Origin of the sequence: Mesorhizobium sp. B2-5-3 (assembly GCF_006441005.1) — a bacterium.
Taxonomy (GTDB): domain Bacteria; phylum Pseudomonadota; class Alphaproteobacteria; order Rhizobiales; family Rhizobiaceae; genus Mesorhizobium.
The window spans coordinates 769,946-791,809 of the sequence record NZ_VFUS01000001.1 but is presented as its reverse complement, the minus strand read 5'-3'; the positions used below and the strand labels follow the sequence as shown (position 1 = coordinate 791,809).

Annotated in this window: 22 protein-coding genes and 1 tRNA gene; 11 read left to right on the top strand and 12 right to left on the bottom strand. The window is 63.0% G+C overall.

Going from position 1 to position 21,864, the window contains the following annotated elements; translation table 11 throughout:
- The first annotated feature begins 26 nt into the window (after window positions 1-26).
- Window positions 27-584, top strand: a complete 558-nt coding sequence (locus FJ867_RS04080) for a fasciclin domain-containing protein (protein ID WP_140551640.1) — start codon at window positions 27-29, stop codon at window positions 582-584.
- A 192-nt stretch (window positions 585-776) separates the two neighbouring features.
- Entirely contained in the window at window positions 777-1,280 is a 504-nt protein-coding gene (gene msrB / locus FJ867_RS04075) for a peptide-methionine (R)-S-oxide reductase MsrB (RefSeq protein WP_140662448.1), read from the top strand.
- 181 nt (window positions 1,281-1,461) lie between these two features.
- Here msrB and FJ867_RS04070 read toward each other — a convergent pair whose 3' ends face one another.
- Window positions 1,462-3,054, bottom strand: coding sequence for a DHA2 family efflux MFS transporter permease subunit (locus tag FJ867_RS04070; protein ID WP_140491487.1), 1,593 nt, complete (start codon window positions 3,052-3,054; stop codon window positions 1,462-1,464).
- Window positions 3,055-3,076: 22 nt separating this feature from the next.
- Entirely contained in the window at window positions 3,077-4,261 is a 1,185-nt protein-coding gene (locus FJ867_RS04065) for an HlyD family secretion protein (protein ID WP_140816610.1), read from the bottom strand.
- Window positions 4,262-4,388: 127 nt separating this feature from the next.
- On the opposite strand from FJ867_RS04065, the gene FJ867_RS04060 reads away from it, so the two are divergent.
- Window positions 4,389-5,123, top strand: a complete 735-nt coding sequence (locus tag FJ867_RS04060) for a TetR/AcrR family transcriptional regulator (protein ID WP_140514299.1) — start codon at window positions 4,389-4,391, stop codon at window positions 5,121-5,123.
- A 17-nt stretch (window positions 5,124-5,140) separates the two neighbouring features.
- On the opposite strand, the gene yihA is transcribed toward FJ867_RS04060, so the two are convergent.
- The 5 genes from yihA to rpmH all read right to left on the bottom strand — a co-directional run bounded on the left by yihA (window position 5,141) and on the right by rpmH (window position 9,017).
- The gene (gene yihA / locus FJ867_RS04055; protein ID WP_140491494.1) at window positions 5,141-5,800 is read right to left on the bottom strand and encodes a ribosome biogenesis GTP-binding protein YihA/YsxC; all 660 of its coding nucleotides are present in this window, start codon (window positions 5,798-5,800) and stop codon (window positions 5,141-5,143) included.
- The gene (locus FJ867_RS04050; protein WP_140582794.1) at window positions 5,797-6,435 is read right to left on the bottom strand and encodes a CatB-related O-acetyltransferase; all 639 of its coding nucleotides are present in this window, start codon (window positions 6,433-6,435) and stop codon (window positions 5,797-5,799) included. The genes yihA and FJ867_RS04050 overlap by 4 nt, the downstream gene beginning before the upstream one ends.
- A gap of 244 nt (window positions 6,436-6,679) precedes the next feature.
- The gene (gene yidC, locus FJ867_RS04045; RefSeq protein ID WP_140816608.1) at window positions 6,680-8,500 is read right to left on the bottom strand and encodes a membrane protein insertase YidC; all 1,821 of its coding nucleotides are present in this window, start codon (window positions 8,498-8,500) and stop codon (window positions 6,680-6,682) included.
- Window positions 8,501-8,514: 14 nt separating this feature from the next.
- Window positions 8,515-8,868 carry a ribonuclease P protein component gene (gene rnpA / locus FJ867_RS04040; RefSeq protein ID WP_140816607.1) on the bottom strand — a complete coding sequence of 118 codons (354 nt, stop codon included), beginning with the start codon at window positions 8,866-8,868 and terminating at the stop codon, window positions 8,515-8,517.
- Between the two features lie 14 nt (window positions 8,869-8,882).
- Window positions 8,883-9,017: a 50S ribosomal protein L34 gene (rpmH, locus tag FJ867_RS04035; RefSeq protein WP_008833937.1), complete on the bottom strand. Its 135-nt coding sequence runs from the start codon at window positions 9,015-9,017 to the stop codon at window positions 8,883-8,885.
- A 301-nt stretch (window positions 9,018-9,318) separates the two neighbouring features.
- Between rpmH and FJ867_RS04025 the strand changes: the two genes are divergently transcribed.
- Both FJ867_RS04025 and FJ867_RS04020 read left to right on the top strand, forming a co-directional pair.
- Entirely contained in the window at window positions 9,319-10,806 is a 1,488-nt protein-coding gene (locus FJ867_RS04025; protein ID WP_140551653.1) for a HAMP domain-containing sensor histidine kinase, read from the top strand.
- A 225-nt stretch (window positions 10,807-11,031) separates the two neighbouring features.
- Window positions 11,032-11,108, top strand: a tRNA-Arg gene (locus FJ867_RS04020).
- 270 nt (window positions 11,109-11,378) lie between these two features.
- On the opposite strand, the gene FJ867_RS04015 is transcribed toward FJ867_RS04020, so the two are convergent.
- Together FJ867_RS04015 and FJ867_RS04010 are read right to left on the bottom strand one after the other, a co-directional pair.
- Entirely contained in the window at window positions 11,379-12,962 is a 1,584-nt protein-coding gene (locus tag FJ867_RS04015) for an MDR family MFS transporter (RefSeq protein ID WP_140816668.1), read from the bottom strand.
- A 131-nt stretch (window positions 12,963-13,093) separates the two neighbouring features.
- Entirely contained in the window at window positions 13,094-14,248 is a 1,155-nt protein-coding gene (locus FJ867_RS04010) for an HlyD family secretion protein (protein WP_140816605.1), read from the bottom strand.
- A gap of 121 nt (window positions 14,249-14,369) precedes the next feature.
- On the opposite strand from FJ867_RS04010, the gene FJ867_RS04005 reads away from it, so the two are divergent.
- The 4 genes from FJ867_RS04005 (at window position 14,370) to FJ867_RS03990 (ending at window position 16,554) form a co-directional block, all read left to right on the top strand.
- On the top strand, window positions 14,370-15,281 hold the full coding sequence (locus FJ867_RS04005) for a LysR family transcriptional regulator (protein WP_140514286.1): 912 nt from the start codon (window positions 14,370-14,372) through the stop codon (window positions 15,279-15,281).
- Between the two features lie 300 nt (window positions 15,282-15,581).
- A complete protein-coding gene (locus FJ867_RS04000; RefSeq protein ID WP_140554644.1) occupies window positions 15,582-15,821 on the top strand; it encodes a DUF680 domain-containing protein in 240 nt (79 codons plus the stop codon).
- Between the two features lie 93 nt (window positions 15,822-15,914).
- Complete coding sequence (locus tag FJ867_RS03995; protein WP_224519053.1) at window positions 15,915-16,187, top strand: DUF1127 domain-containing protein; 273 nt, start codon at window positions 15,915-15,917, stop codon at window positions 16,185-16,187.
- A gap of 73 nt (window positions 16,188-16,260) precedes the next feature.
- Window positions 16,261-16,554 (top strand): muconolactone Delta-isomerase family protein, encoded by a 294-nt coding sequence (locus FJ867_RS03990; protein WP_140662461.1) that lies wholly within the window; start codon window positions 16,261-16,263, stop codon window positions 16,552-16,554.
- A gap of 65 nt (window positions 16,555-16,619) precedes the next feature.
- Here FJ867_RS03990 and FJ867_RS03985 read toward each other — a convergent pair whose 3' ends face one another.
- The 3 genes from FJ867_RS03985 to FJ867_RS03975 all read right to left on the bottom strand — a co-directional run bounded on the left by FJ867_RS03985 (window position 16,620) and on the right by FJ867_RS03975 (window position 19,856).
- The gene (locus FJ867_RS03985; RefSeq protein WP_140491514.1) at window positions 16,620-17,273 is read right to left on the bottom strand and encodes a hypothetical protein; all 654 of its coding nucleotides are present in this window, start codon (window positions 17,271-17,273) and stop codon (window positions 16,620-16,622) included.
- Window positions 17,274-17,414: 141 nt separating this feature from the next.
- Window positions 17,415-17,789: an avidin/streptavidin family protein gene (locus FJ867_RS03980; protein WP_140628607.1), complete on the bottom strand. Its 375-nt coding sequence runs from the start codon at window positions 17,787-17,789 to the stop codon at window positions 17,415-17,417.
- 153 nt (window positions 17,790-17,942) lie between these two features.
- Complete coding sequence (locus FJ867_RS03975) at window positions 17,943-19,856, bottom strand: DUF4396 domain-containing protein (RefSeq protein ID WP_140816603.1); 1,914 nt, start codon at window positions 19,854-19,856, stop codon at window positions 17,943-17,945.
- 201 nt (window positions 19,857-20,057) lie between these two features.
- Here FJ867_RS03975 and FJ867_RS03970 point away from each other — a divergent pair, with 201 nt between their 5' ends.
- Together FJ867_RS03970 and FJ867_RS03965 are read left to right on the top strand one after the other, a co-directional pair.
- Window positions 20,058-20,462, top strand: a complete 405-nt coding sequence (locus FJ867_RS03970) for a hypothetical protein (protein ID WP_224680503.1) — start codon at window positions 20,058-20,060, stop codon at window positions 20,460-20,462.
- A 393-nt stretch (window positions 20,463-20,855) separates the two neighbouring features.
- A complete protein-coding gene (locus tag FJ867_RS03965; protein ID WP_210242304.1) occupies window positions 20,856-21,845 on the top strand; it encodes an alpha/beta hydrolase in 990 nt (329 codons plus the stop codon).
- Window positions 21,846-21,864 lie beyond the last annotated feature (19 nt).

Here is a 21,864-nt window from a genome sequence, read left to right as displayed (position 1 = left end):
GAAAACAACCCGAGGAGACTTACATCATGCGTAAACTCGCCACCCTTTTGCTCGCCGGTACGATCGGCCTCTCAGCGCTCGGCACCATCGCCTATGCCGCCAATCCGATGGTCGGGGGCGCACCCATGTACGCCAAGAAGAACATCATCGAGAACGCCGTCAATTCGAAGGACCACACGACGCTGGTCGCTGCCGTCAAGGCAGCGGGCCTGGTCGACACGCTGCAGGGCGCCGGACCCTTTACTGTTTTCGCTCCCACCAACGAGGCCTTTGCAGCGCTTCCGGCCGGCACGGTCGAAACGCTGCTCAAGCCCGAGAACAAGGACAAGCTGACCAAGGTCCTGACGTGCCATGTGATCGCGGCGAAAGCGATGGCCGCCGACGTCGCCAAGATGGCCAAGGCCGATGGCGGCGCGCATGTGGTCAAGACCGCCGGCGGCTGCGAGCTGACGCTCAAGGCCGACAAGGGCAAGGTCACCGTCACGGACGAGAACGGTAACGTCGCCCATGTGACGATTGCCGACGTCAGGCAGTCCAATGGCGTCATCCACGTCATCGACAAGGTTCTTTTGCCGAAGATGTAACGAACGGCTCGCTGCCGGCGAACAGGCAGCAAGGCTCTCCTGCCGGTGCGCGGCTCCGCGTTGCGCCGGCAGGCGTCCGCTACGCACTGTGGCTCCATCCAGGAGGCTGGTGCGGGTAACGTTCGGCCCTCAACGGCTTTTGATTTTCAGCCGAGCGTCGAATGTGGCAAACAGACAGCAGGAGGATAGGCCATGAACCGTCGCGACTTTCTCTTGAGCGGCGCCGCCGCCATCGGCGTAGCCGCCGGCACGGCATCTCTGCTGCGCATGGGCGGATCGCAGGATGCACGTGCGGCGGAGACCTTCGAAGTCACCAAGACCGATGCCGAATGGCGCGCGATCCTGTCTCCCGCGGCCTTCGACGTGCTGCGCAAGGAAGGCACCGAATATCCCGGCACCAGCCCATTGCTCAACGAGCACCGCAAGGGCGTCTTCGCCTGCGCCGGCTGCGACCTGCCGGTTTACTCCTCCGAGACGAAGTTCGATTCCGGCACCGGCTGGCCGAGTTTCTGGCAGGAGATCGCCAACGCCGTCGGCAAGACGCAGGACCGGTCGCTCGGCATGACTCGCACCGAAGTCCACTGCCGCCGCTGCGGCGGCCATCTGGGCCATGTCTTCGACGACGGCCCGCCGCCGACCGGGCTGCGTCACTGCATCAACGGCGTGGCGCTGAGCTTCAAGCCCGCCACAGCCTGAGACCATGCGGCCGCGATATGAAAAAACTCCGGGCTTGCGACCCGGAGTTTTTTAGCGGTCAGTCATTTCGGGCGTGGACTGGAGGAGCTTCCCGAAACGGCTGCCCGTGTTTCCTTGCTTTGTTTCCTTGCTTTCAGCGCGATTCCGGACGCAAATCGTTTCTCCCGGTACTGCCCTGGTGTCAGTGCCCGCCGCCACCACCGCCGGCGGCCGCCGGTTTGCGGATCATCATGGTGAACAGGCCAAGCGTCGCGAACAGCACCGTCAGCATGTAGAACACGTCCATGAAGGACAGCAGCGCCGCCTGCTGCTGGACCATGCCCGACAATTTCGAGATCGCCGCGCTGGCCGCATCCAGGCCGGCGGTCTGCTCGAAATTGAGCGTCATGTTCTGAAGCTTCTGCTGGGCGGCCGCACTTCCCCACTGCACGTGCTCGGAGAGCCTTGCATAGTGGAAGGCGTTGCGGTCGATCAGCACCGTGTTGATCAGGGCGAGGCCGACGGCACCGCCGAGATTACGGGTCAGGTTGAACAGGCCCGATGCATTCTTCAGCCGCTCGGGCGGCAGCGTGCCGAGCGCGATGTTGTTGATCGGCACCATGCACAGCATCATCGAACAGCCGCGCAGGATCTGCGGGATGAGCAGCTCGTAAAAATCCCAGTCGGCGGTCAGATGCGTCATCCACCAGGTTCCGGTGGCAAAGCCGAAGAAGCCGATCATCATCATCAGGCGCGGGTCCATCTTGTTCGACAGGATGCCCGAGACCGGTGCGGTGAAGAACATCGCCAGGCCGCTGACGAACAGCGCCTCGCCGATCATCATGGAATCGTAGCCGCGGATGCGTCCGAGGAACACGGGGTAGAGATAGGTGAGACCGTAAAGCCCGATGCCGATGACGAAGGAGAACAGCGAGCCGAAGGCGAAGTTGATATTGCTGAACGCCTTGAGATCGACGATCGGCTCCTCGGCGGTGAACACCCGCCAGAAGAACAGCACCGCGCCGAAGGTCATGACGACGGCGCAGATGAACACCGCCTGATCCTGCAGCCAATCATTGTTCGGGCCTTCCTCGAGCACATATTCCATGCAGCCGAGGAACGCCGCCATGCCGGCAAGGCCCCACCAGTCGAACTTCGAGAACAGCTTGAGGTTGGGCTTGTCGAAATCGATCAGCGACCAGGCCGCCGTCGTCACCAGGATGCCGGGCACGACATTGACGAGGAACAACCAGTGCCAGGACATTGCGTGGCTGATATAGCCGCCGACGGTCGGACCGATGGTGGGCGCCAGGGTGGCCACCAGGCCGATCATCGGCGACACGACGGCACGGCGCGACGGCGGGAAGATGGTGAAGGCGGCCGCGAAGACGCTGGGGATCATGCCGCCGCCGATAAAACCCTGGATGGCGCGGTAAACGATCATCTGGTCGATGTTGGTGGCGGTCGCGGCGAGCGCGCTTGCGGCGGTAAAACCCGCCGCCGAAATTGTGAACAGAACACGCGTCGACAGCATCCGGCTGAGAAAGCCGGACAGGGGGATCATGACCACCTCGGCGATCAGATAGGCCGTCTGCACCCAAGGGATCTCGTCGGAACTGGCGCTCAGGCCAGCCTGGATCTCGGCCAGCGAGGCCGAGACGATCTGGATGTCCAGGATGGCCATGAACATGCCGAACACCATCGCCAGGAAGGCTATGACGCGCCGCGTCGAGATGGTGTCAGGCACTGCCGGCCTCGCCGGCGGCGCTCCTGCGGTCAGGGTTGCGGTGGCCATGGCGTTGCTCCCCGGAGCGCGCTCAGTTGATCGCGGCCGGCGCGGTGCGGCTGTCGACGGCGACAACGACGCTTAAGCCGGCGCGCAGCCTGCCGCTCTTCAGGGCATCGGCCGGCACGTCGATGCGGACCGGGACGCGCTGCACCACTTTGGTGAAGTTGCCGGTGGCGTTTTCCGGCGGCAGCAGCGAGAACACGGCACCCGAGGCCGGCGCCAGCGAGGAGACGGTGCCCTCGATGCGCTCGCCGTCGATGGCATCGACCGAAATCCTGACCTTTTCGCCGGGCACCAGCCGGGCAAGCTGGGTCTCCTTGAAGTTGGCGACGATGTAGAGCTTGTTCATCGGGACGATGACGGCGAGCTTCTGGCCGGGGCTCACGAGGTCGCCCTGCTCGACGGAACGGTTGCCGACGACGCCGTCATAGGGCGCCTTGAGCACAGTGAAGGAAAGGTCGCGCGCGGCCTTGTCGCGGCTGAGCTGCAAGGATGCCAGCGTGCTTGCCGATTCAGCACGCTGCGCCTCCAGCACGCCGATATTGGCCTGTGCTGCGGCGATCTGCGCGTCGGCGCCGACGAGAGCGGCGTTGGCCTGGTCGAGCGCCGTCTGGGCGTCGTCGAGTTGCGCCTGCGTACCGACATGGGTCTTGAGCAGTTGCGCGGCGCGCTGCTGGGCGCGCGCGGCATTGGCCGCCGCGGCCTGGTCGGCGGTCTTGGCGGCCTGCGCCTGCTGCAAGGAGGCCTGCGCCGCCTTGGTCTGCGCATCGATGCGATCGAGCGTCCTGGCCAGCGTGGCGATCTGCGCCTCGGCCTGGGCGACCGCTATTTTGTAATCACCGTCATCGACCGTCAGCAGGGGATCGCCGGCCTTGACCTGCTGGTTCTCGCTGACCTTGACCTGATCGACATAGCCGGAGATCTTGGGCGAAATGAAAGCCATGTCGGCCTGGACATAGGCGTCGTCGGTCGAAATCATGAAACGGCCGGTGGTCCAGTAATCGTAGCCGTACCAGGCGCCGGCGCCGAGCAGTGCGACGCCGATGATCGGCAGCAGGAAAGAGCGCACGGAACGCTTCTTCTTCGCCGGAGTTTCCGCCAGAGGCGGCGCGGCGACTGGGTGGACGGGAACTTCCGGTGCTTCCGTCGCCGGGGCGACCTTGGCGTTGGGGAAAGGACGGACTTCGGCGGTGGACGGCGCGTTCGAGGACATGACATCTCTCTAAGTTATAATACTGAACCGTTCGGTTCGATCCGGCCGTTGACATAGCGCCTAAAGAGGACCATATCAAGAGGCAATCGAACCGCTTGGTTCGAATTATTTTCGAGGTGTGACTTTAATGGCCGACACAACGCCCGACGTCGAAAACGACAATTGCGGCGACCTGCTGGACGGCTTGCGCCGCGGCCGCCCGGCAGCCGGACAGGATCCGGTCAAGCGCAGCCAGATCATCGATGGCGCCCGCCGGGTCTTTATCGACAAGGGCTTTGAGGCGGCCTCGATGAACGACATCACGCGGGAAGCCGGCGTTTCGAAAGGCACCATCTATGTCTACTTCGCCAACAAGGAAGAGCTGTTCGAGGCGCTGATCGAGGAAGAGCGCGGCACGATCTTCAAGAACATGTATGACGTGCTCGACCGTGCCGACGACCTGCGCGAGACGCTGGTGAAATTCGGCAAGGTCCTGTCCATGAAGATCACCTCGGCCAAGGTCATCCAGGCCCAGCGCACGGTGATCGGCGCCTCCGACAGGATACCCGACATGGGCGCGCGGTTTTACGAACGCGGCCCCAAACGCGGCCACGACAAGGTCGTGACCTTCCTCAATGCCGCCATCGACCGTGGCCTGCTCAAGATCGACGATGTCGACCTTGCCGCCTATCAGTTCACAGAACTCTGCCTGGCCGGTCTTTTCCGGCAGTGCATCTTCGCCTATCGCGCCAAGGCTCCGAACCAGGACGAAATCGACCATATCGTCAGGTCGGGCGTCGACATGTTCCTGAAGGCCTATGGCACCGAAATGCTTGCCGCGGAGGAAAGCCACAAGATGATCGCCCTGGAGGCGAAGGCTTAACCCGGCTTTTTGTGCCGCTAGCCGCCATTGGCCGCGAGCACGATCGCGGCGCGCAGTTCCTCCAGGCCCTCGGCCTTTTCCGATGACGTCGCCAGCACGAAAGGAAACGCCGCCGGTCGCTTCTTGATCTTGGCAAGCGTCTCCTCAATCAGCCGCGGAACGCCGGCGGCCTTGATCTTGTCGGTCTTGGTCAGCACGACCTGGTACGAAACCGCCGCCTTGTCGAGCAGCGACAGCACCTCGTCGTCCTTGGCCTTGATGCCGTGGCGGGCGTCGATCAGCACATAAACCCGCTTCAGCGTGACACGGCCCTTGAGATAGTCGAAGACCAGCTTCGTCCAATCGTCGACCTTTTCCTTGGGCGCGGTGGCATAGCCGTAGCCCGGCATGTCGACCAGCGCCATTGGCGGCAGGTCGGCGCCCTCCCCCGAAAATCCGTCCGGCACGAAATAATTGAGTTCCTGCGTGCGCCCCGGCGTGTTGGAGGTGCGCGCCAGGCCCTTCTGGTTGACCAGAGCGTTGATCAGCGACGACTTGCCGACGTTGGAGCGGCCGGCAAAGGCGATTTCCGGCGGCCCTTCCGGCGGCAGGAACTTCATGGCGGGCACGCCGCGGATGAAGATCCACCCGCGGGTAAACAGGTCCGTGCCGATCGTGGTGCTGTATTGAGCGTTCAAGCTGCTGTCTCCAGAAGAGAAATATCGGCGCCCCTGATGGCATCGAGGTTGCGGCTGATCTTGTCCACCGGCCAGTCCCACCAGGCCACCGCCAGCAGCCGCCGGACCGTCCTGTCGTCGAAACGCATCTTGACGACCTTGGCCGCGTTGCCGGCGACGATGGCATAGGGACGCACGTCGTGCGTGACCACGGACTTCGCCGCGACGATGGCGCCATGGCCGATTTGCACCCCCGGCAGGATCACTGCCTCCATGCCGATCCAGACATCGTTGCCGACCACCGTGTCGCCGCGCACCTCCTTCGACCATGTGGCGGGGTCGAAACCCTTTTCCCAGCCATGGCCGAAAATGTTGAACGGATAGGTCGAAAAACCGGACATGGCGTGGTTGGCGCCGTTCATGATGAAGCGGGCACCTTCGGCGATGGCGCAGAACTTACCGATGATCAGCCTGTCGCCGATGAAGGAATAGTGGTGCAGTACGCATTTCTCGGCGAATTTATCCGGCCCTTCCGGATCGTCATAATAGGTGAAGTCGCCGATCTCGATGTTGGGCGCGCTCACCAGTGCCTTGAGGAAGCCGACGCGCGTGTGCATCGGGATCGGGTGCTTGATGTCGGGATTGGGTCCGGTCATGGCGGTTCGTCCGGGAATTGGCTGGCGGACGCGTCCCGCGTCGGCGCACACCTCGTCAAAGTAGCGTAATCCGCCGTATAGCACCAATCGCCCCGGGAGCGAGTCTTCGATGGTGGACAAGCGCATTTGCCGGATCGGACGGTGCCGCGCGTTTGCAGTTTCGCCCATCGCGGGCGGACGTGGACCGATGCCGGCGCACAAGAAAAAGCCCGGGCGACCGGGCTTTTTAGCGAAGAATGAGGCTTTATTCCGCCGGAGAGGGCTTCTTGCGGAACAGCGCCACCAGATTGTCCCACAGTTCGATCTTGGCGCCCTGGCGCTTCATGATCACGCCTTGCTGGAGGATCGACAGCGTGTTGTTCCAGGCCCAGTAGATGACAAGCCCGGCCGGGAAACCAGCCATCATGAAGGTGAAGATGACGGGCATCCAGGTGAAGATCGCGGCCTGCGTCGGATCCGGCGGCGTCGGGTTCATGCGCATCTGCAGGAACATGGTGACGCCCATGATCAGCGGCCAGACGCCGATCATCAGCATGTGCGGAAGCGTGATCGGAACAAGGCCGAACAGGTTGAAGATCGAGGTCGGATCGGGCGCGGCCAGATCCTGGATCCAGCCGAAGAACGGCGCATGGCGCATCTCGATGGTGATGTAGAGCACCTTGTAGAGCGAGAAGAAGACCGGGATCTGCAATGCCACCGGCCAGCAGCCGGCGAGCGGATTGATCTTCTCGGTCTTGTACAGCTCCATCATCGCCTGCTGCTGCTTCATCTTGTCGTCCGCGTATTTCTCGCGGATCTCGAGCATCTTGGGCTGCACCTTCTTCATGTTCGCCATCGACGCGTAGGACTTGTTGGCGAGCGGGAAGAAGATGGCCTTGACGATGACGGTGGTGGCGAGGATCGCCAGGCCGAAATTGCCGAGGAATTTGTAGAGCGTGTCGATCAGCCAGAACATCGGCTTGGTGATGAAGTGGAACCAACCCCAGTCGATCAGCAGGTCGAACCGCTTGATGTGGCGGTCTTCGGCATAGGCATTGATCTTGGCGACTTCCTTGGCGCCGGCAAAGACCTCGGTCTCGACGGTTGCCGACTGGCCGGCCTCGACATTGATCGGGTCGGTGAGGAAGTCGGACTGGTAGCGGTGGCGGCCGTCCACGAAATAGCCGAAGCGCGGCTGGAACGGCTGCTTCTCGCTCGGAACCACCGTCACCGCCCAATATTTGTCGGTGATGCCAAGCCAGCCGTCCGTCGACTTGCCCGGCTTGACTTCCTTGTCCTTCTCGATGGACGCGTATTTGTGTTCCTGCAGGCCTTCCGCACCGGTGAAGCCGATCAGGCCTTCATGCAGCACGTAGGTGCTGGCGACTGCCGGCTTGTCGTAGCGCGTGACGCGGCCGTAATTCGATAGCGTAACCGGGGCCGAACCCGAATTGCGCACCTCGTCGGAAACAGTGAACATGTAGTCGCTGTCCACAGAGAAGGTGCGCTTGAAGGTCAGCCCCTTGTCACTGGTGTAAGTCAGCGTCACCGGCGTCGACGGGGTCAGCGTCGGATTGCCTTCGACGTTCCACACCGTATTCGCGCCCGGTACCGTGCCCGTCTTGTCGTTGCCGACAAAGCCGATCTCGGCGAAGTAGCCGCTGGGCAACTCCGAAGGGTTGAGCAGTTCGATCTTGGGCGAATTCTTGTCGACGGTTTCGGTGTAGTGCTTGAGCTTGAGGTCGTCGAGACGGGCGCCGGTCAGGTTGATTGAGCCTTCCAGGCTCGGCGTGTCGATCTTGACGCGCTTCGAAGCCGCCAGCGCCTGGTCGCGGCTGGCCGCGGTGACGGTGTCGCCGCCGGGCGCGTTGGGGATGGCACCGGGAGCGGTGCCGGCCGGCGCTGGCGTTGCCGCGCCCGGATTGGCTGTCTCCGCCGCCTTCTTCTGCTCTTCCACGCGCTGCTGCTCGACGCGCGCCGCCTCGCGCTGCTGTTCGACGCGCGGGTTCATGTAGAAAACCTGCCACAGGGTCAGGATCAGCACCGATAGCGCGATGGTGATGAAGAAGTTTCGGTTGTTTTCCATCGAGAGCCCTTGGCCTATCGTGTTCCGCGAAGTCGGCGGGAGAGTTCGGCCTTCAACTGGCCGAACGGGGCGCGGAGCGCATCATCGCGCCCGACGATGACATAATCATTGCCGGGCATCATGTCATCGGCCGCATGGGTGCGCACGGCCTCTTTCAGCCGCCGCCGGACGCGGTTACGCACGACCGCGTTGCCGACCTTCTTGGTGACGGTGTAGCCGACGCGCGGCGCGCCGCCGTCGCCGCGGTCGAGGACCTCGACGAGGAAAAACGGCCCGCGACGTTTTTCACCACGGCGGACGGCCAGGAATTCCGCGCGTTTCAGAAGCCGCTTGGGATTTTGTCCCACTGGCTTGCCGGTTGCGGGCAACGATCTTGTCTCGCTCAGGCGCTGAGCCGCTTGCGGCCGCGGTTGCGGCGAGCTGCGACGACGCCGCGACCACCCTTGGTGGCCATGCGGGCACGGAAACCGTGCCGGCGTTTGCGGACGAGTTTGGACGGTTGGTAGGTACGCTTCATTTGTTTTAATACCGCGGGGTGCGGCCCTTCTTGATTCTGTCACTCTGTAACAGGAGCTTTGCCGGGCCGGCTTTGGCGCGATCGAAACCGCGCCGGGACGAATGGCCCGAGCATGAGCGGGCTTATAGAAAGAAGGGTTTTGGAAGTCAATCCGGTGCCGGGCCGGTGCCGGGCCGGTGTCGCCGGGCCCGGGATGCGCACTTTCGGCGGCAATTATATCTCTCCGACCAAGGGGGAAATTGGCAAAAAAGCCGCAATCGCCTAATCTGGGCTGATCAAGCGATTGTGAAGACAGGACCGCATGAGCGAAACCACGCACGCCGAGGAAGGGACAGGACCAGCGCCAGCCGCCGTCCGCAGCGTACCCTTGTCGCGCGGCCTGTCGACAAAACTGCTGCTGTTGACCATCGTCTTCGTGCTTTTGGCCGAGGTGCTCATCTTCCTGCCCTGGATCGCCAGCTACCGGCTGGCCTGGCTCAAGGAGCGGCTGAGTACCGCCGCGGCCGTATCGATCGTGCTGGTGCAGGGCGAACCGACCTCGCTGTCGCGCACGGCGCAGAACGACGTGCTTATGGCGATCGGCGCCAAGGCGATCGCGGTGCGCGACGGCGGCGTGTCGCGGCTGCTTGTGGTGGCCGATATGCCGCCGCAGGTCGACGAGCACATCGACCTCGCCAGCGTCGGCATGGTCAAGGGCATGACCGGCGCGCTCGACACGCTGTTTTTCGGCGGCAACCGGATGCTGCGCGTCTTCGGGCCGGTCGGCGACAGCGACAAGGAGTTCGAGCTGATCATGCCGGACTACAGCCTGCGCAAGGCGATGCTTATCTATTCGCGCAACGTCGCCTTCGTCTCGCTGCTGATCTCGCTGTTCACGGCCATGCTGGTCTATGCCGCGATCGACCTGATCATGATCGGACCGATCCGCAACATGACGCGCTCCATGCTGTCCTTCTCGCAGGCCCCCGACGACCCCAGCCGGATCATTCATCCCGCCGCTCGCGCCGATGAGATCGGGGTGGCCGAGCGCGAGCTGTCGCAGATGCAGGAGCGGCTGCAGAAGATGCTGACCGAGCAGAAGCACCTGGCCGACCTCGGCCTCGCCGTGTCGAAGATCAACCACGACATGCGCAACATCCTGGCCTCGGCGCAGCTAATTTCGGACCGCCTGCGCCAGGTCAAGGATCCGACCGTGCAGGCCTTCGCGCCGAAGCTCCTGCGTGCGCTCGACCGTGCGGTCTCCTACTCGGAAGGCGTGCTTCATTACGGCCGTACGCAGGAGCCGCCGCCTTCGCGCCGGCGCGTGCGGCTGCGCCAGCTGGTCGAGGACGTGCACGGCCTGCTCGACATCGAGGAAGGCATCGAGTTCATCAACGCGGTCGAAAAGGCGTTCGAGGTGGACGCCGATTCCGACCAGTTGTTCCGCGTGCTCACCAATCTGTGCCGCAACGCCGTGCAGGCGATGGCGGCGGACACGGAGAGCGCCGTGGTGCGCCGGCTGGCGGTTTCGGCCGAGCGCATGGGCAGCGTCAGCCGCATCGTCGTGACCGACACCGGTCCCGGCCTTCCGCCGAAGGCGCGCGAGAACCTGTTCGCGGCGTTCCGCGGCTCTGCGCGCAGCGGCGGCACCGGGCTTGGTCTGGCGATCGCGCATGAACTGATCCGCGCGCATGGCGGCACGGTGGAGCTGGTCGAATCGATCGGCGGGCGCACCACCTTCGCCGTCACCATTCCCGACCAGCCGGTGCGGCTCGACCAGGCCCGCAACGGGCTGCGCCGCCCGGCCTGACAGGCTTGGGCGCTGTTTCGCCCGCAAACCGGTCCGGCCCCCTTCGCCCTGAATGCCGCTTCGAACAACCCGATTTCCGGCCGGATCCAGCGGATGACGCATCGACGACAAAACTTTTGCCGGATCGGCTTGCTTTTCGCGAATTCAGTCGCTAGGGAACTGCACACATTCGCGGCCGGTCCTCGAGGATCGGATCGCGGGGTCATGGAAAGCATGACCTGATGCGCGCCCGTAGCTCAGCTGGATAGAGCACCAGACTACGAATCTGGGGGTCAGGAGTTCGAATCTCTTCGGGCGCGCCATTTTATCCTATTGAAATCAATAGACTTCCAGGCGTTTCCAGCGCGACGCCACTGGCTTGATTTTCGGAATTCAGCCGGTTTTGGCAAGACGGCGGCAGCCGGTGCCAAAATCGCACTATGGGCTAAAGTGCCCTACTTGGAACGGCACAGTCTCTGCCAAGCATTCGAAATTTGCTGAGTTTCCTGGCGGTGCACGTGACAGACTCACATTCCGGGGCCGCGCTGGCGTAGTTCGGGATTGAAATCATTGTAGTTCTTCTTTCCGATCTTTCAGTGCGCGCCACCCGCCTCGATATGGCCCGGGTTGCGCAACAGCAGCGTGGCGAAGAACGCGACGACAAGGGCTGCTCCGAGCAGATGGAACGCGTCGCTGAAAGCCATGATGAAAGCCTGCTTGCGCACCATCTGTCCGATGGCGATGACGGCCTTGTGCATCGCGGCTGCGCGATCGCCGGCGCCATGCGCCAGGAAGTACCGGGTCAGATGCTCGATGCGCGCGCGAGTGCTCTCTTCGAACAGCGACACCGACCGCACCAGCACGTTGGAGTGGAACTGCTCGCGCTTGGTCAGAAAAGTCTGCAGCATGGCGATCCCGACGGCGCCGCCGAGATTCCGGATCATGTTGAACAATGCGGAGGCAGAGCCGGCATTCTCCTGCTGGATGCCGGCCGTAGCGACCGCAGCCAGGGGTACCATGACCAGCGCCTGACCGACGGCTCGGACGACATTCGGCCAAAAGAACTGCTCCGACGCGTAGGCCGCCGTCATTTCGATGTTCATGAAATTGCTCGCCGCGAACAGCGCAAAGCCGAAGGCAACGATAATGCGCATGTCGAAACGCTTCATCAACTGCGGCACCAGCGGGATCAGCACCAGTTGCGGCAGGCCTGTCCAGGCCAGCACCATGCCGATCTGCTGAGCGTTGTAACCCTGGATGCGCGCGAGATAGACGGGCAGGATGAACACCGCCCCGTAGAGCGCAATTCCGAGCAGGAAGCTGGCCAGGATGGAGAACCCGAAATTCCAGCGGGCGAACAGTCTGAGGTTAAGCAAGGGCCTTTCGCTTCTCAACTCGATCCACAGGAAAAGCGAGAGGCCGACGAGGGCGATCAAGGACAGCCGCACGATGAACGGCGAGCCGAACCAATCGTCCTTGTTGCCCTCCTCGAGCACGGTCTGCAAGGCGCCGAGCCCGATCGCCATGGTGATGATCCCGGCCCAGTCGCCCTGGCGCAGCAGCGAAAGCTGCATCGGCGCCCTTTCGAGCGACATCCACAGCATGCCGACCATCAGCGCGCCGGGGACCAAGTTGACATAGAAGATGAACTGCCAGCCCCAGTTCTCGGTGAGATAGCCACCGATTGTCGGTCCGATGGCCGGTGCGAAGGTCGCCGACAGCGCGAACAGGGCGAATCCGATCGGCTGCTTCGCCTTGGGCAGGAGGGTTATGGTGATGGTGAAGGCGACCGGGATCAGCACGCCGCCGCAAAAGCCCTGCAAAGCACGCAGAACAATCATCTGCTGAAGGTTTTGCGCGAAGGCGCAGGCAACAGAGAAGGCGAGAAACAGGATTGCATTGGCCAGAAGATAGACGCGGATGGAAAAGACCCGCGACAGCCAGCCGGTGAGAGGAATGACGACGATCTCGGCCACCAGGTAGGCGGTCGATATCCAGCCGCCGTCGTCGATGCCGGCGCCGATGGCGCCCTGAATGTCGGCGAGGGATGCGTTGACGATCTGGATGTTGAGGACCGCCATGAAGGCGCCGAGCGTCGAGCCAATGACGGCGATCCAGGTCTTGAGCGAGGCGGAAGAGGCATCGGTCGGCGCCAGGCTCGATGCTTTGGCTGCCATCGGCGCAGGCGTGGGGTTGGTGGTGAGGGTTGCGGGCACGGCTGAATTCCTTGTTTGACGAAGCGCGCGTGAGACATTGGCGCGGCTGCCAGCATGCGAGGTCCCGGAGAACCTCGCGCAGCCGCTACGAGTTACCAGCCGGCGATGATCCGGCGGCCGCTGTCCGGTTCACCCCGTTCGGCCAGGATGGTTGCCTTCGTGTCGATCGTCGGTTCGGCCGACATGCCGGCGCGCAGCTTGCCGGCGAGCCTGCCGTCGTTGATCGCGATCTTCACCGGGATGCGCTGCACGATCTTGGTGAAATTGCCGGTGGCGTTATCCGGGGGCAGCAGCGCGAACTCGAGACCGCTGGCCGGCGACACACTGTCGACGCGGCCCTTGAGTGCCACGCCGGGAAAGCCGTCGACGGCGATCTCGACCGGCTGTCCGCTCTGCACATGGGTGAGCTGTGTTTCCTTGAAATTGGCTACGACATAGACCGCATTCAGCGGCACCACCGCCATGAGCAGCGTGCCGGCCTGCACATACTGGCCGACGCGAAGCGAACGGGCCCCGACGGTGCCGTCGACGGGTGCCGTGATCGTGGTGTAGGAGAGATTGAGTTTCGCCTGACGCAGGGCGGCCTGGCTGCTGTCGCGCTCGGCCTCCGCCTTGCCGCGCTCAGTCGTGAGCACGTCGATTGCTTTGCGGGCAGCAACCAGTGCGGCGCGATCCCTCTGCAGTTGGGCTTCGTTTTCGCCAAGGGACGCCGCGGCCTGCTGGGCGCGTTGGCTGGTGCCGTAGCCGCTTTTCAGCAAGGTTTTATAGCGATCACCCTCCTGCTGCGCGAATTTGAGCTTCGCCTCGGTTGCGGCGACGTTGGCCTTTTGCTGTTCGACCACCGAATGCTGCAGGCCGATCTGGGCGTCGAGGTGATGCAGCGTCGCTTCGGCTGCTTCGACATTGGCTTGCGCTTGGTCGAGCGCGGTCCTGAAGTCGCGGTCGTCGATGCGGGCCAGAACCTGGCCCGCCTTGACGTGAGTGTTGTCCTCGACCAGCACCTCGGCGATGTGGCCCGAGATCCTCGGCGCGACAGTCGTATAGTCGGCCTTGACATAGGCATCGTCGGTCGATTGCAGATACTGCCCGACCGTCCAATAGTCATAGCCGTAGAGCGCAGCCGCGGTCAGGCCGGCCACCAGACCCAACCCGACAACGGTGCGTTTGATCATCGTCTTGCGGGACCGCCGCGCGGGTTTTACCTCAACCGGGTATTCCAAGGTGGCGGGGTTGACGCTTACGGTCATCGTAATCTCCTCTCACAGTCGGGCCGAGTGGCCGATTGGTGCAAGGACGATGCAACGGCAATCTTGATGTGATAATCGAGGAAAGAACGGAAGGATCATCCATTAAGAGCGGATAATCGAAATGGACAGGCTCACGAGCTTGACGGTGTTTGGCCGCGTTGTGGAATGCGGAGGCTTTTCCGCGGCGGCCCGACGCCTCAACATGTCGACGACGATGGTCAGCAACCACGTCCAGGCGCTGGAGGACAGGCTCGGCGTTCGGCTTCTCAATCGCACCACCCGCAAGGTGAGCCTGACCGAGATCGGCCAGGCTTACTATCAGCGTTCCTCGCAGATCCTCGCCGATCTGGAGGAGGCGGACCGCGTCGCGGGAGCACTTCAGGCGACGCCGCAAGGCACGCTTCGCCTTCATTCCAGCATGAGCGTCATCCGTTTTCTGGCGCCGATCGTTTCCGAATTCGTCAACCTTTATCCGGCTGTTTCGGTCGATCTCACCGTCGGCGAAAGAATGGTCGACATGGTGGAGGAGGGCTTCGACCTTGACGTGCGTTCGCTGCCGCTTCCCGATTCAAGCCTGATCGTCCGGCGGCTGACCTCATGGCGCAACATCGTCTGCGGTTCGCCCGGCTATTTCGAACGCCATGGAACACCGCGTCGGCCCGATGACCTCGCACGCCACAATTGCATGCGCCATGCGTCATATCCTTTCGGTAACGAGTGGCGTTTCGAGGACCCCGACGGCGAGCCCGTTTCCGTCCGCGTCGATGGCAACTTATTGACCAACAGCCAGGAGACGCTCAGACGCCTTGCTCTCGACGGCCGCGGTCTGTTCATACCGCCGCCCTTCCTCGTGGCCGACGACCTGAGCGCCGGGCGCCTTGTCCGGGTGCTGGAGGAATATTCAGGAGTCGAGTTCGCGATCAACGCGTTCTATCCGCATCGTCACCATGTCTCGGCCAAGGTCAGGACTTTCATCGATCTGTTGGCCGAGCGCTTTGCCGAACACCGCAGATGGATGGAATTGAAGTACTGAACAGCAGTCCACCGTCCGCGCCGGAAAGTCGGCGGGCTGATGTCCCTTCTGATCTTCTGGCCGGCCACATGCGGGCAAGGGCCGGAGCGATTGCCAGCACCGACATGGCAAAATCCTCGATCCGGGAGGGGTCAGCGCTGAGGCAGCGCACCCGCTCATGATCCTATTATCCGCTCTTGGCGGATGATCCTTCCCAATCTTCGATGATTATCATGAGTGGGCCCAAGATGCATCGTCTTGGCGAACAGGCAAGGACCTGTTCTTGAACCCAAGTCCAGAACTCAACCTTAGGAGATTTCCATGAAAAAGATCGCTCTTGCCACCGCCGCGTTCCTGGCCATCACTGGCGCCGCACTCGCCGAGAACCCGAATGTCGGCGGTTCCGACATCAATGCGATTGCCCGGGAACAGCTCGACAACACCCACACGTCCTCGATCGCGCATAGTGCAGCCTACGAACTGCTCAATGCGGGCTCCAATGCGGCCATCGCGCAGGATCAGGCGGTCGAGCGTCGCCGGGACCTTTTCGGCAACCGTTAGACACCGGCTCCGGCCGCCGAACCCCCAAAGCAGCGGGCTCATTCGCCGCCTTCGCCTCGGGGTTCGACCGGTCGCGAAAAAAGGAGAAATGCGATGGACGCAGTCGTCAACGGCGCCGCCTTGGAGCGGGCCGAAACAAGGAGTGCACCGCGGCGGCGTGGAGTCGAGGCTCTACAGATTCTGATGGCGCGCGTCGCGGCGATCTTGGTCTGGGTCGAAGCCGGTATGGAAAGGCGCCGGAGCCGCCGCATGCTGATGGAACTCACGGACTCGCAATTGCAAGACATCGGTCTTTCTCGCGCCGACGTTGCCGGCCGAGACTGGAAAACCGATCCTTTCCGCCCTGTTCCAGCCGATGGTCGCTAAATAACCATGACAGGCATCAAGCACCCACCGGGACAAACCGGAAAGCCTTACCTTCATCAACAGGAGAAAGAACATGCAGTTCATGGTCTTGACACGTCGGCGGACGGAAAGCTTCAACGACGCGGACTACACGCCCGAGAGACTGGAAGCCGAAGCCGAAGGCGTTCGCCGACTTTTCATGGCGAGCACCGTGCGACAAATCTGGAACCGCGGCGACATGGGCGGCGCTTGTCTTCTCATGGAGGCCGAAACGGAGGAAGAGGTTCGCTCGGTGCTCGATGCCCTTCCGCTGTTCAAAAGCGGCATGCAGGAAACGGCCTCCATTGTTCCGCTACGGCCATATAGAGGCTTTGGGCCGCGGCAATAGAAGATGTCACAAGGCATTCATGGCATATGGGACCTCGGCCAAGCGATCCCTGGCTCCGCAGAGCTTCATTCCCCGCGCGTGCCTGGGAAAAGAACCGTCAGTCTTTGCTCGGCCGCCGCCCAAGCCCGCAGGTGGTAGCTGCGCAGCACGAACACGCTTGCAGCGAAGGCGAGCATCCCGGCTGCCACACCGAGAGCCATTCCGGCGCCGGCTGCCGCTGTGGCGGCTATGCCCGTAAAGACACCTGCGATGGCGCTGCTGATCACGCTCACCATTCCGGCCGTGGTCATGAAATACTGCAACGGCGATGGGCTGAGCCCCTTGTCCACGAGCACCGCCGAGCGATCGTCATGCGTGGAATGAACGAGGTAGCTTTGCATGGCGGGCGCGACTTCGACGTAGTAGTGCCGGATCCGCGCCATTCCACGGGCGTGCACCATGTCCTCGATGGCGACCTGCACGGCGCGGACGAAGGTGACCAGGCCGATGAAGAAAACGCAGGGCAGCAAGATCAGGCTGAACAGCACGAACGGCGTACCCATTTTCGTGACTTGCGCGACGAATGACAGCGCGATCGCCGCGCTTGAGACCGACGTGAGGAACAGATTGGCGCGCTGATTTGCCTCCTGAATCGTGGCCGCGCGGGCGGTCTGCAGCACAAAGTGCTCGGTTGTCATGCACTGCAGGACTACCTGCGCGTCGTTGCCTTCTTCGGCCATCCCATCGTCCTCCGGTCGGCTCGACCACAACGCCGCCGAAATCGCTCAGGATCGGCAAGCCACTTTCAGTCGCGCATATCCCATGCGGGCCCGGCGGCCTTCCGTAGCCGCCCATGGGATCACGCCGGCCCGAGGGGTTGGTCATTCCACGCGCTCGAACACATCCAGGCTGGTCCCGAAGGCGCGCCATGCCCCAACTCTGACCATCCTGGCAGGCGCCCCTTCCGCCGATGCGGTAAGGGTCTGCCCTGCAACGGTATGCCAAAGCATCTCGAGCTTACTTTCCCTCAGAATACCGGTGTAGCTCACGGCCGCAGGCCCGGCCTTGCCCTGTCCCGCAGCCGTGAAGCCGATTACGTCGCCGCAAGCAGCGCCATGGATCGAAAGTTCCTGACCAAAGAAACTGCTGTCTTCCAACGCCGTCCTGAACATGCCGCGGATGACGCCTTCCGCATCGTCCTCGATGATGACGGTCGAGCCGTATTGGTTTCGCCAAGTCCCGATCCAATCTGGCATGGTGCACTCCACGAGCGGTTCGGGATCAACGTGCAGGGCCCGCCCGTGTTCCGAGGCTGCCTGCGTCGCTGGGCGTCGAGGCCAACTCTCGGCAACGGTCACCGGGCCATGTGCGGCTCTGATGCCGCAACAGCGCCAATTCCGGCTCCCGCGTCAGCTGACGTCGATGACGACCATCAGCCCGCCGCCGCCCTTTTGCTCAACATTGTTGTTCGTCGTGTGGTGCGGAATGTGGCAGTGGATGAGCCATTTGCCGGGTCGCCGCGCCGTCCAGACGACATCATAGCGCTGGCCCGGACCGACATTGATGGTGTCGGCGAGGAAGCGGGCCGAAGGGGGAATGGTCTCGCCGTCGCGCGCGACGACCTCGAATGGTCCGCCATGAATGTGCATCGGATGGATGAAGCCGTTGTTGGTGCCGATGAAGCGAACCTTCAGGGTCTCGCCGACCTTCATGCGGATCGTCTCGGTGGAGGGATAGGCCTTGCCGTTGATGGTGAAGAAGTTCGGCATGCCGCCGTCCATCGGCATCGAGGGATAGGTCAGCCCCTCTCGCACCAGCCATTCCTGCAACTCGATGACGTAGTCATGGTCGGCGGCGACCTCATCGGCGGGGTTGGCGGGATCGATGATCAGGGCGCCATAGAGGCCGAGTGCCTGGGTGCGGTCGGGCTTGGCGTGCGGATGGTAGAAATAGGTGCCGTGCTGGGTGGCCGTGAATTCGTAAGAATAGGTCTGCCCCGGCTCGATCGGGGCCTGCGTGATCTCGGCCGGCCCGTCCATCTGGTTGGGCAGGATCAGGCCATGCCAGTGCACGGTCGTTTCCTCAGGCAGATCGTTTGTCACGTTGACCCTGATGCGGTCACCCTGCCGGATGTGGATGCGCGGGCCGGGAATCTGGCCGTTATAGGCATAGGCATCGACCGCGACGTCCGGCAGGATCTGCCAGCGGATCACCGAGGGCTTCAGCTCGAACACCTTCACGCCGTTCTCCATTCGGAACGGCAGATCCTGGTCGCCCTTGGTGGCGAGGTCGTATGAAGCGGTGACGAGGCGCGGATCGGCCGCCGCCATGTCGCGCATGGCGTCGGCCGGGGTGTCGCGGTCCATGATCATGCCCTGCGGCATGATCACCCCGCCGACGTCGCGGGCCGAAAGCCTGAGGTTCAGCCAGTTCGCCGGAGCGGCCATGCCAACACCAAGCGCAATCAGCGACACCACGCCGAGCGCGGCGATCTGCGGCGTGGTCGCGTCCGACCGCGTCTGATGGCCGCCCTTGCTTTTGTGGGAACCCGTGTCGTGGCCATGCTCGCGATGACCATGGCCACCGGCCTGCCGCATTTGCGTCTGCGCATGCTGCCTCCTGGCAGCGGGCTCCTGGTTGTCTTTCCCGGCCTCCGGCGGGCGCTCGGTCATCAGGCCGTGCTTCAACTCGCGCGCAACCAGCCAGACATTGGCGGGGTAGGCAAGCGCGAAACCGGCGATGACGCCGAGCGACATCACGCCCCAGAACAGCAGCTCGGTCGGCTCCATGGCGCGCATGTCGCGGCCCATCATCAGGAAGCTCATGACCGGCGCCATGCCGGCCATCATGAAGTTCATCGAAATGAACTCGGGCAGGAAGCTCTTGCGCACGTTTTCCCAATAGCTGCCGCCCATCATCGATTTCATGAACAGCGACTGGAAGATGAAAAGGCCGAACGCGAAGCCGGCGAGATACTCGACGATGAGATCGAGCCACATCGGCAGGCCGAGCGTGGCGGTGACGACCGCGGCAAGGATGATGCCCGTCGCATCGCCGGCGACACAGTGGATGGTCGAGCCGACGCCCTGCTTCCAGAGCGGACTGGTGAAGGCTTCATGCTCGCCCGGGCGCGGCTCCTTGTCGGCGAGCACGTAAAGCAGCAGCCCGAGCGGGCCCATATAGAGCGTCACCAGGATGAAGCCCCATTTCATCACCACCGGCTCAGGATTGTTGCGGTACTGGTCAACGCCGACATAGAGCGTCGAGGCCAGGGCGAGCATGAACCAGGCGACCAGAAAATAGTCGATCGGTTGGATAAGCATGGATTCGGCCTCTTTGCGTCGTCAGATAAAACGGCAGGTTGTGCCCTCCTGCGGATGAACGCGGTCGTGGCGGATACGATCCCGTCTGTTCCTCTCATACGCCGACGGCTCGATCCCGCTTGACCTTCCAGCTACTGGAACCTCTAGGGTCGGAGCGAGGTCTTCCGGCGAGGCCTTTCCATCGGGCGCAAGGAGCAAAAAATGCATCGACGCGGTTTTCTGGCGGCAGGCCTGGCGACGGTTCTGGCGAGCCCGCGCGCACTGGCGCAGACGAAGATGGACGACATGTCGATGCCCGGCATGGATATGGGCGGCCATGCCGGCCACGACATGGCCGCGATGAGGCAAGACGCTGTTACCCTGCCCGACGGCCAGGCGTTGCGCGACCTGCCGCTGCTTGCCAACGAAACTGATCGGCCAGGCCTGTTCAAGGCGAGGCTGGCGGCGGAGCCGGCCGTCGCGAGGTTCGCCGAGAGGCTCGACACGCCGATCCTCGCCTATAACTGTGTGAGCCCGGGCCCGCTGATCGAAGCCTTCGAGGGCGACCGCGTGGAGATCACCTTCGCCAACCGCTGCCATTCCAGGTTCCGGCAAAGGGTGAAATGAGAATGGCTGCGACCGCGCCGGCGCGCCCTTTTTTGCAAGACAATCAACCAGCAGGCCGCCAATTGACGAACAGTGTCGCACCGTTGTCTGTTAGCAGGCGACGCCTCCTGGCGCTCACGGGGGAACCTTTCCCGCGCGTGGGGGTTTGGCCGGACGACGCCCGCTGACGGACAAGGTCACGCCGGAGATTCAGGATCATTTCATCCAGCGAAAGAGCCGGATCAGGAAAGCTGTTCGACGGGCGCACGCATCGGATCGCTTCGGCGCTGGAGCAGCTTGGGATCGACTCGAAGCTGAACGAGACAGACGGCGCCGCCGTCGTTCATGAACTGCCGGTCGAGTTCATGGCCAACGTGGCTGGACTGCGTGCAAACGTTAAAGGGACCTACTCGAATGCGGTGCCTCGTCACAGCTATGGCGCTGACCTTTGCCGCGCTCTGCGCCCCCGCACCCGCGCAAGAACAGCAGCACGCAACCTCTGTTGAAACGCAGCAAACCGGCCTGCCACCCGGCTTTGAGGCGCAATTCCAGCACCGCTATATCGACGCGAACGGTACCCGGCTCCACTATGTCATCGGCGGCGGCGCCACCGGCCCGCTCGTGGTACTGCTGCACGGTTGGCCGCAGACCTGGTATACATGGCGGAATGTGATGCCGTCGCTGGCGAAGGCCGGCTACCGCGTCGTCGCCGTCGACTATCGCGGTGCGGGAGAATCCGACAAGCCACTCGCCGGGTATGACAAAGCGACTATGGCCGCCGATATTCGCGCCCTTGTCCACGGGCTCGGCGCGACCAAGGTCGATCTGGTCGGGCGCGACATCGGCGTGATGGTCGCCTATGCCTACGCCGCGCAGTGGCCGGACGAGGTCGCGAGTTTGGTGATGCTCGACGTGCCGATTCCGGCCACCGCCGCATGGAACGAGGCGAAGCACAAGCCCGATCCGGAGCTTTGGCATTTCGGGCTGTTCCAGCAGCGCGACATCGCCGAAATGTTGGTCGCGGGCCACGAATACCCGTTCATCCGGGATTTCTATCTGAAGCGCGCCTACAGGCACGTCGCCGACGAGGACATAGCGGTCTATGCCAGGGCCTACGCCGCTCCAGGAGGGCTTCGTGCCGGCTTCGAGCTCTATCGCGCCTTTCCCGAAGACGAGCGCCGTTTCGCCGAATTTGAGAAACGCAGACTGCCGATGCCTATCCTGGCGCTTGCCGGCGACAAGAGCAACGGCATGACGGAACTCGCCATGGCGAAGGACCTCGGCATCAACGTGCGCGGCGGTGTCGCACCGGACACCGGGCACTGGCTGCCCGACGAACACCCGGAGTTCCTCACCAAGGAGCTGGTCGCCTTCTTCAGTCAAATCTATCGCGGAGCGAAATAGTGCGGTGATCATCCGCTTT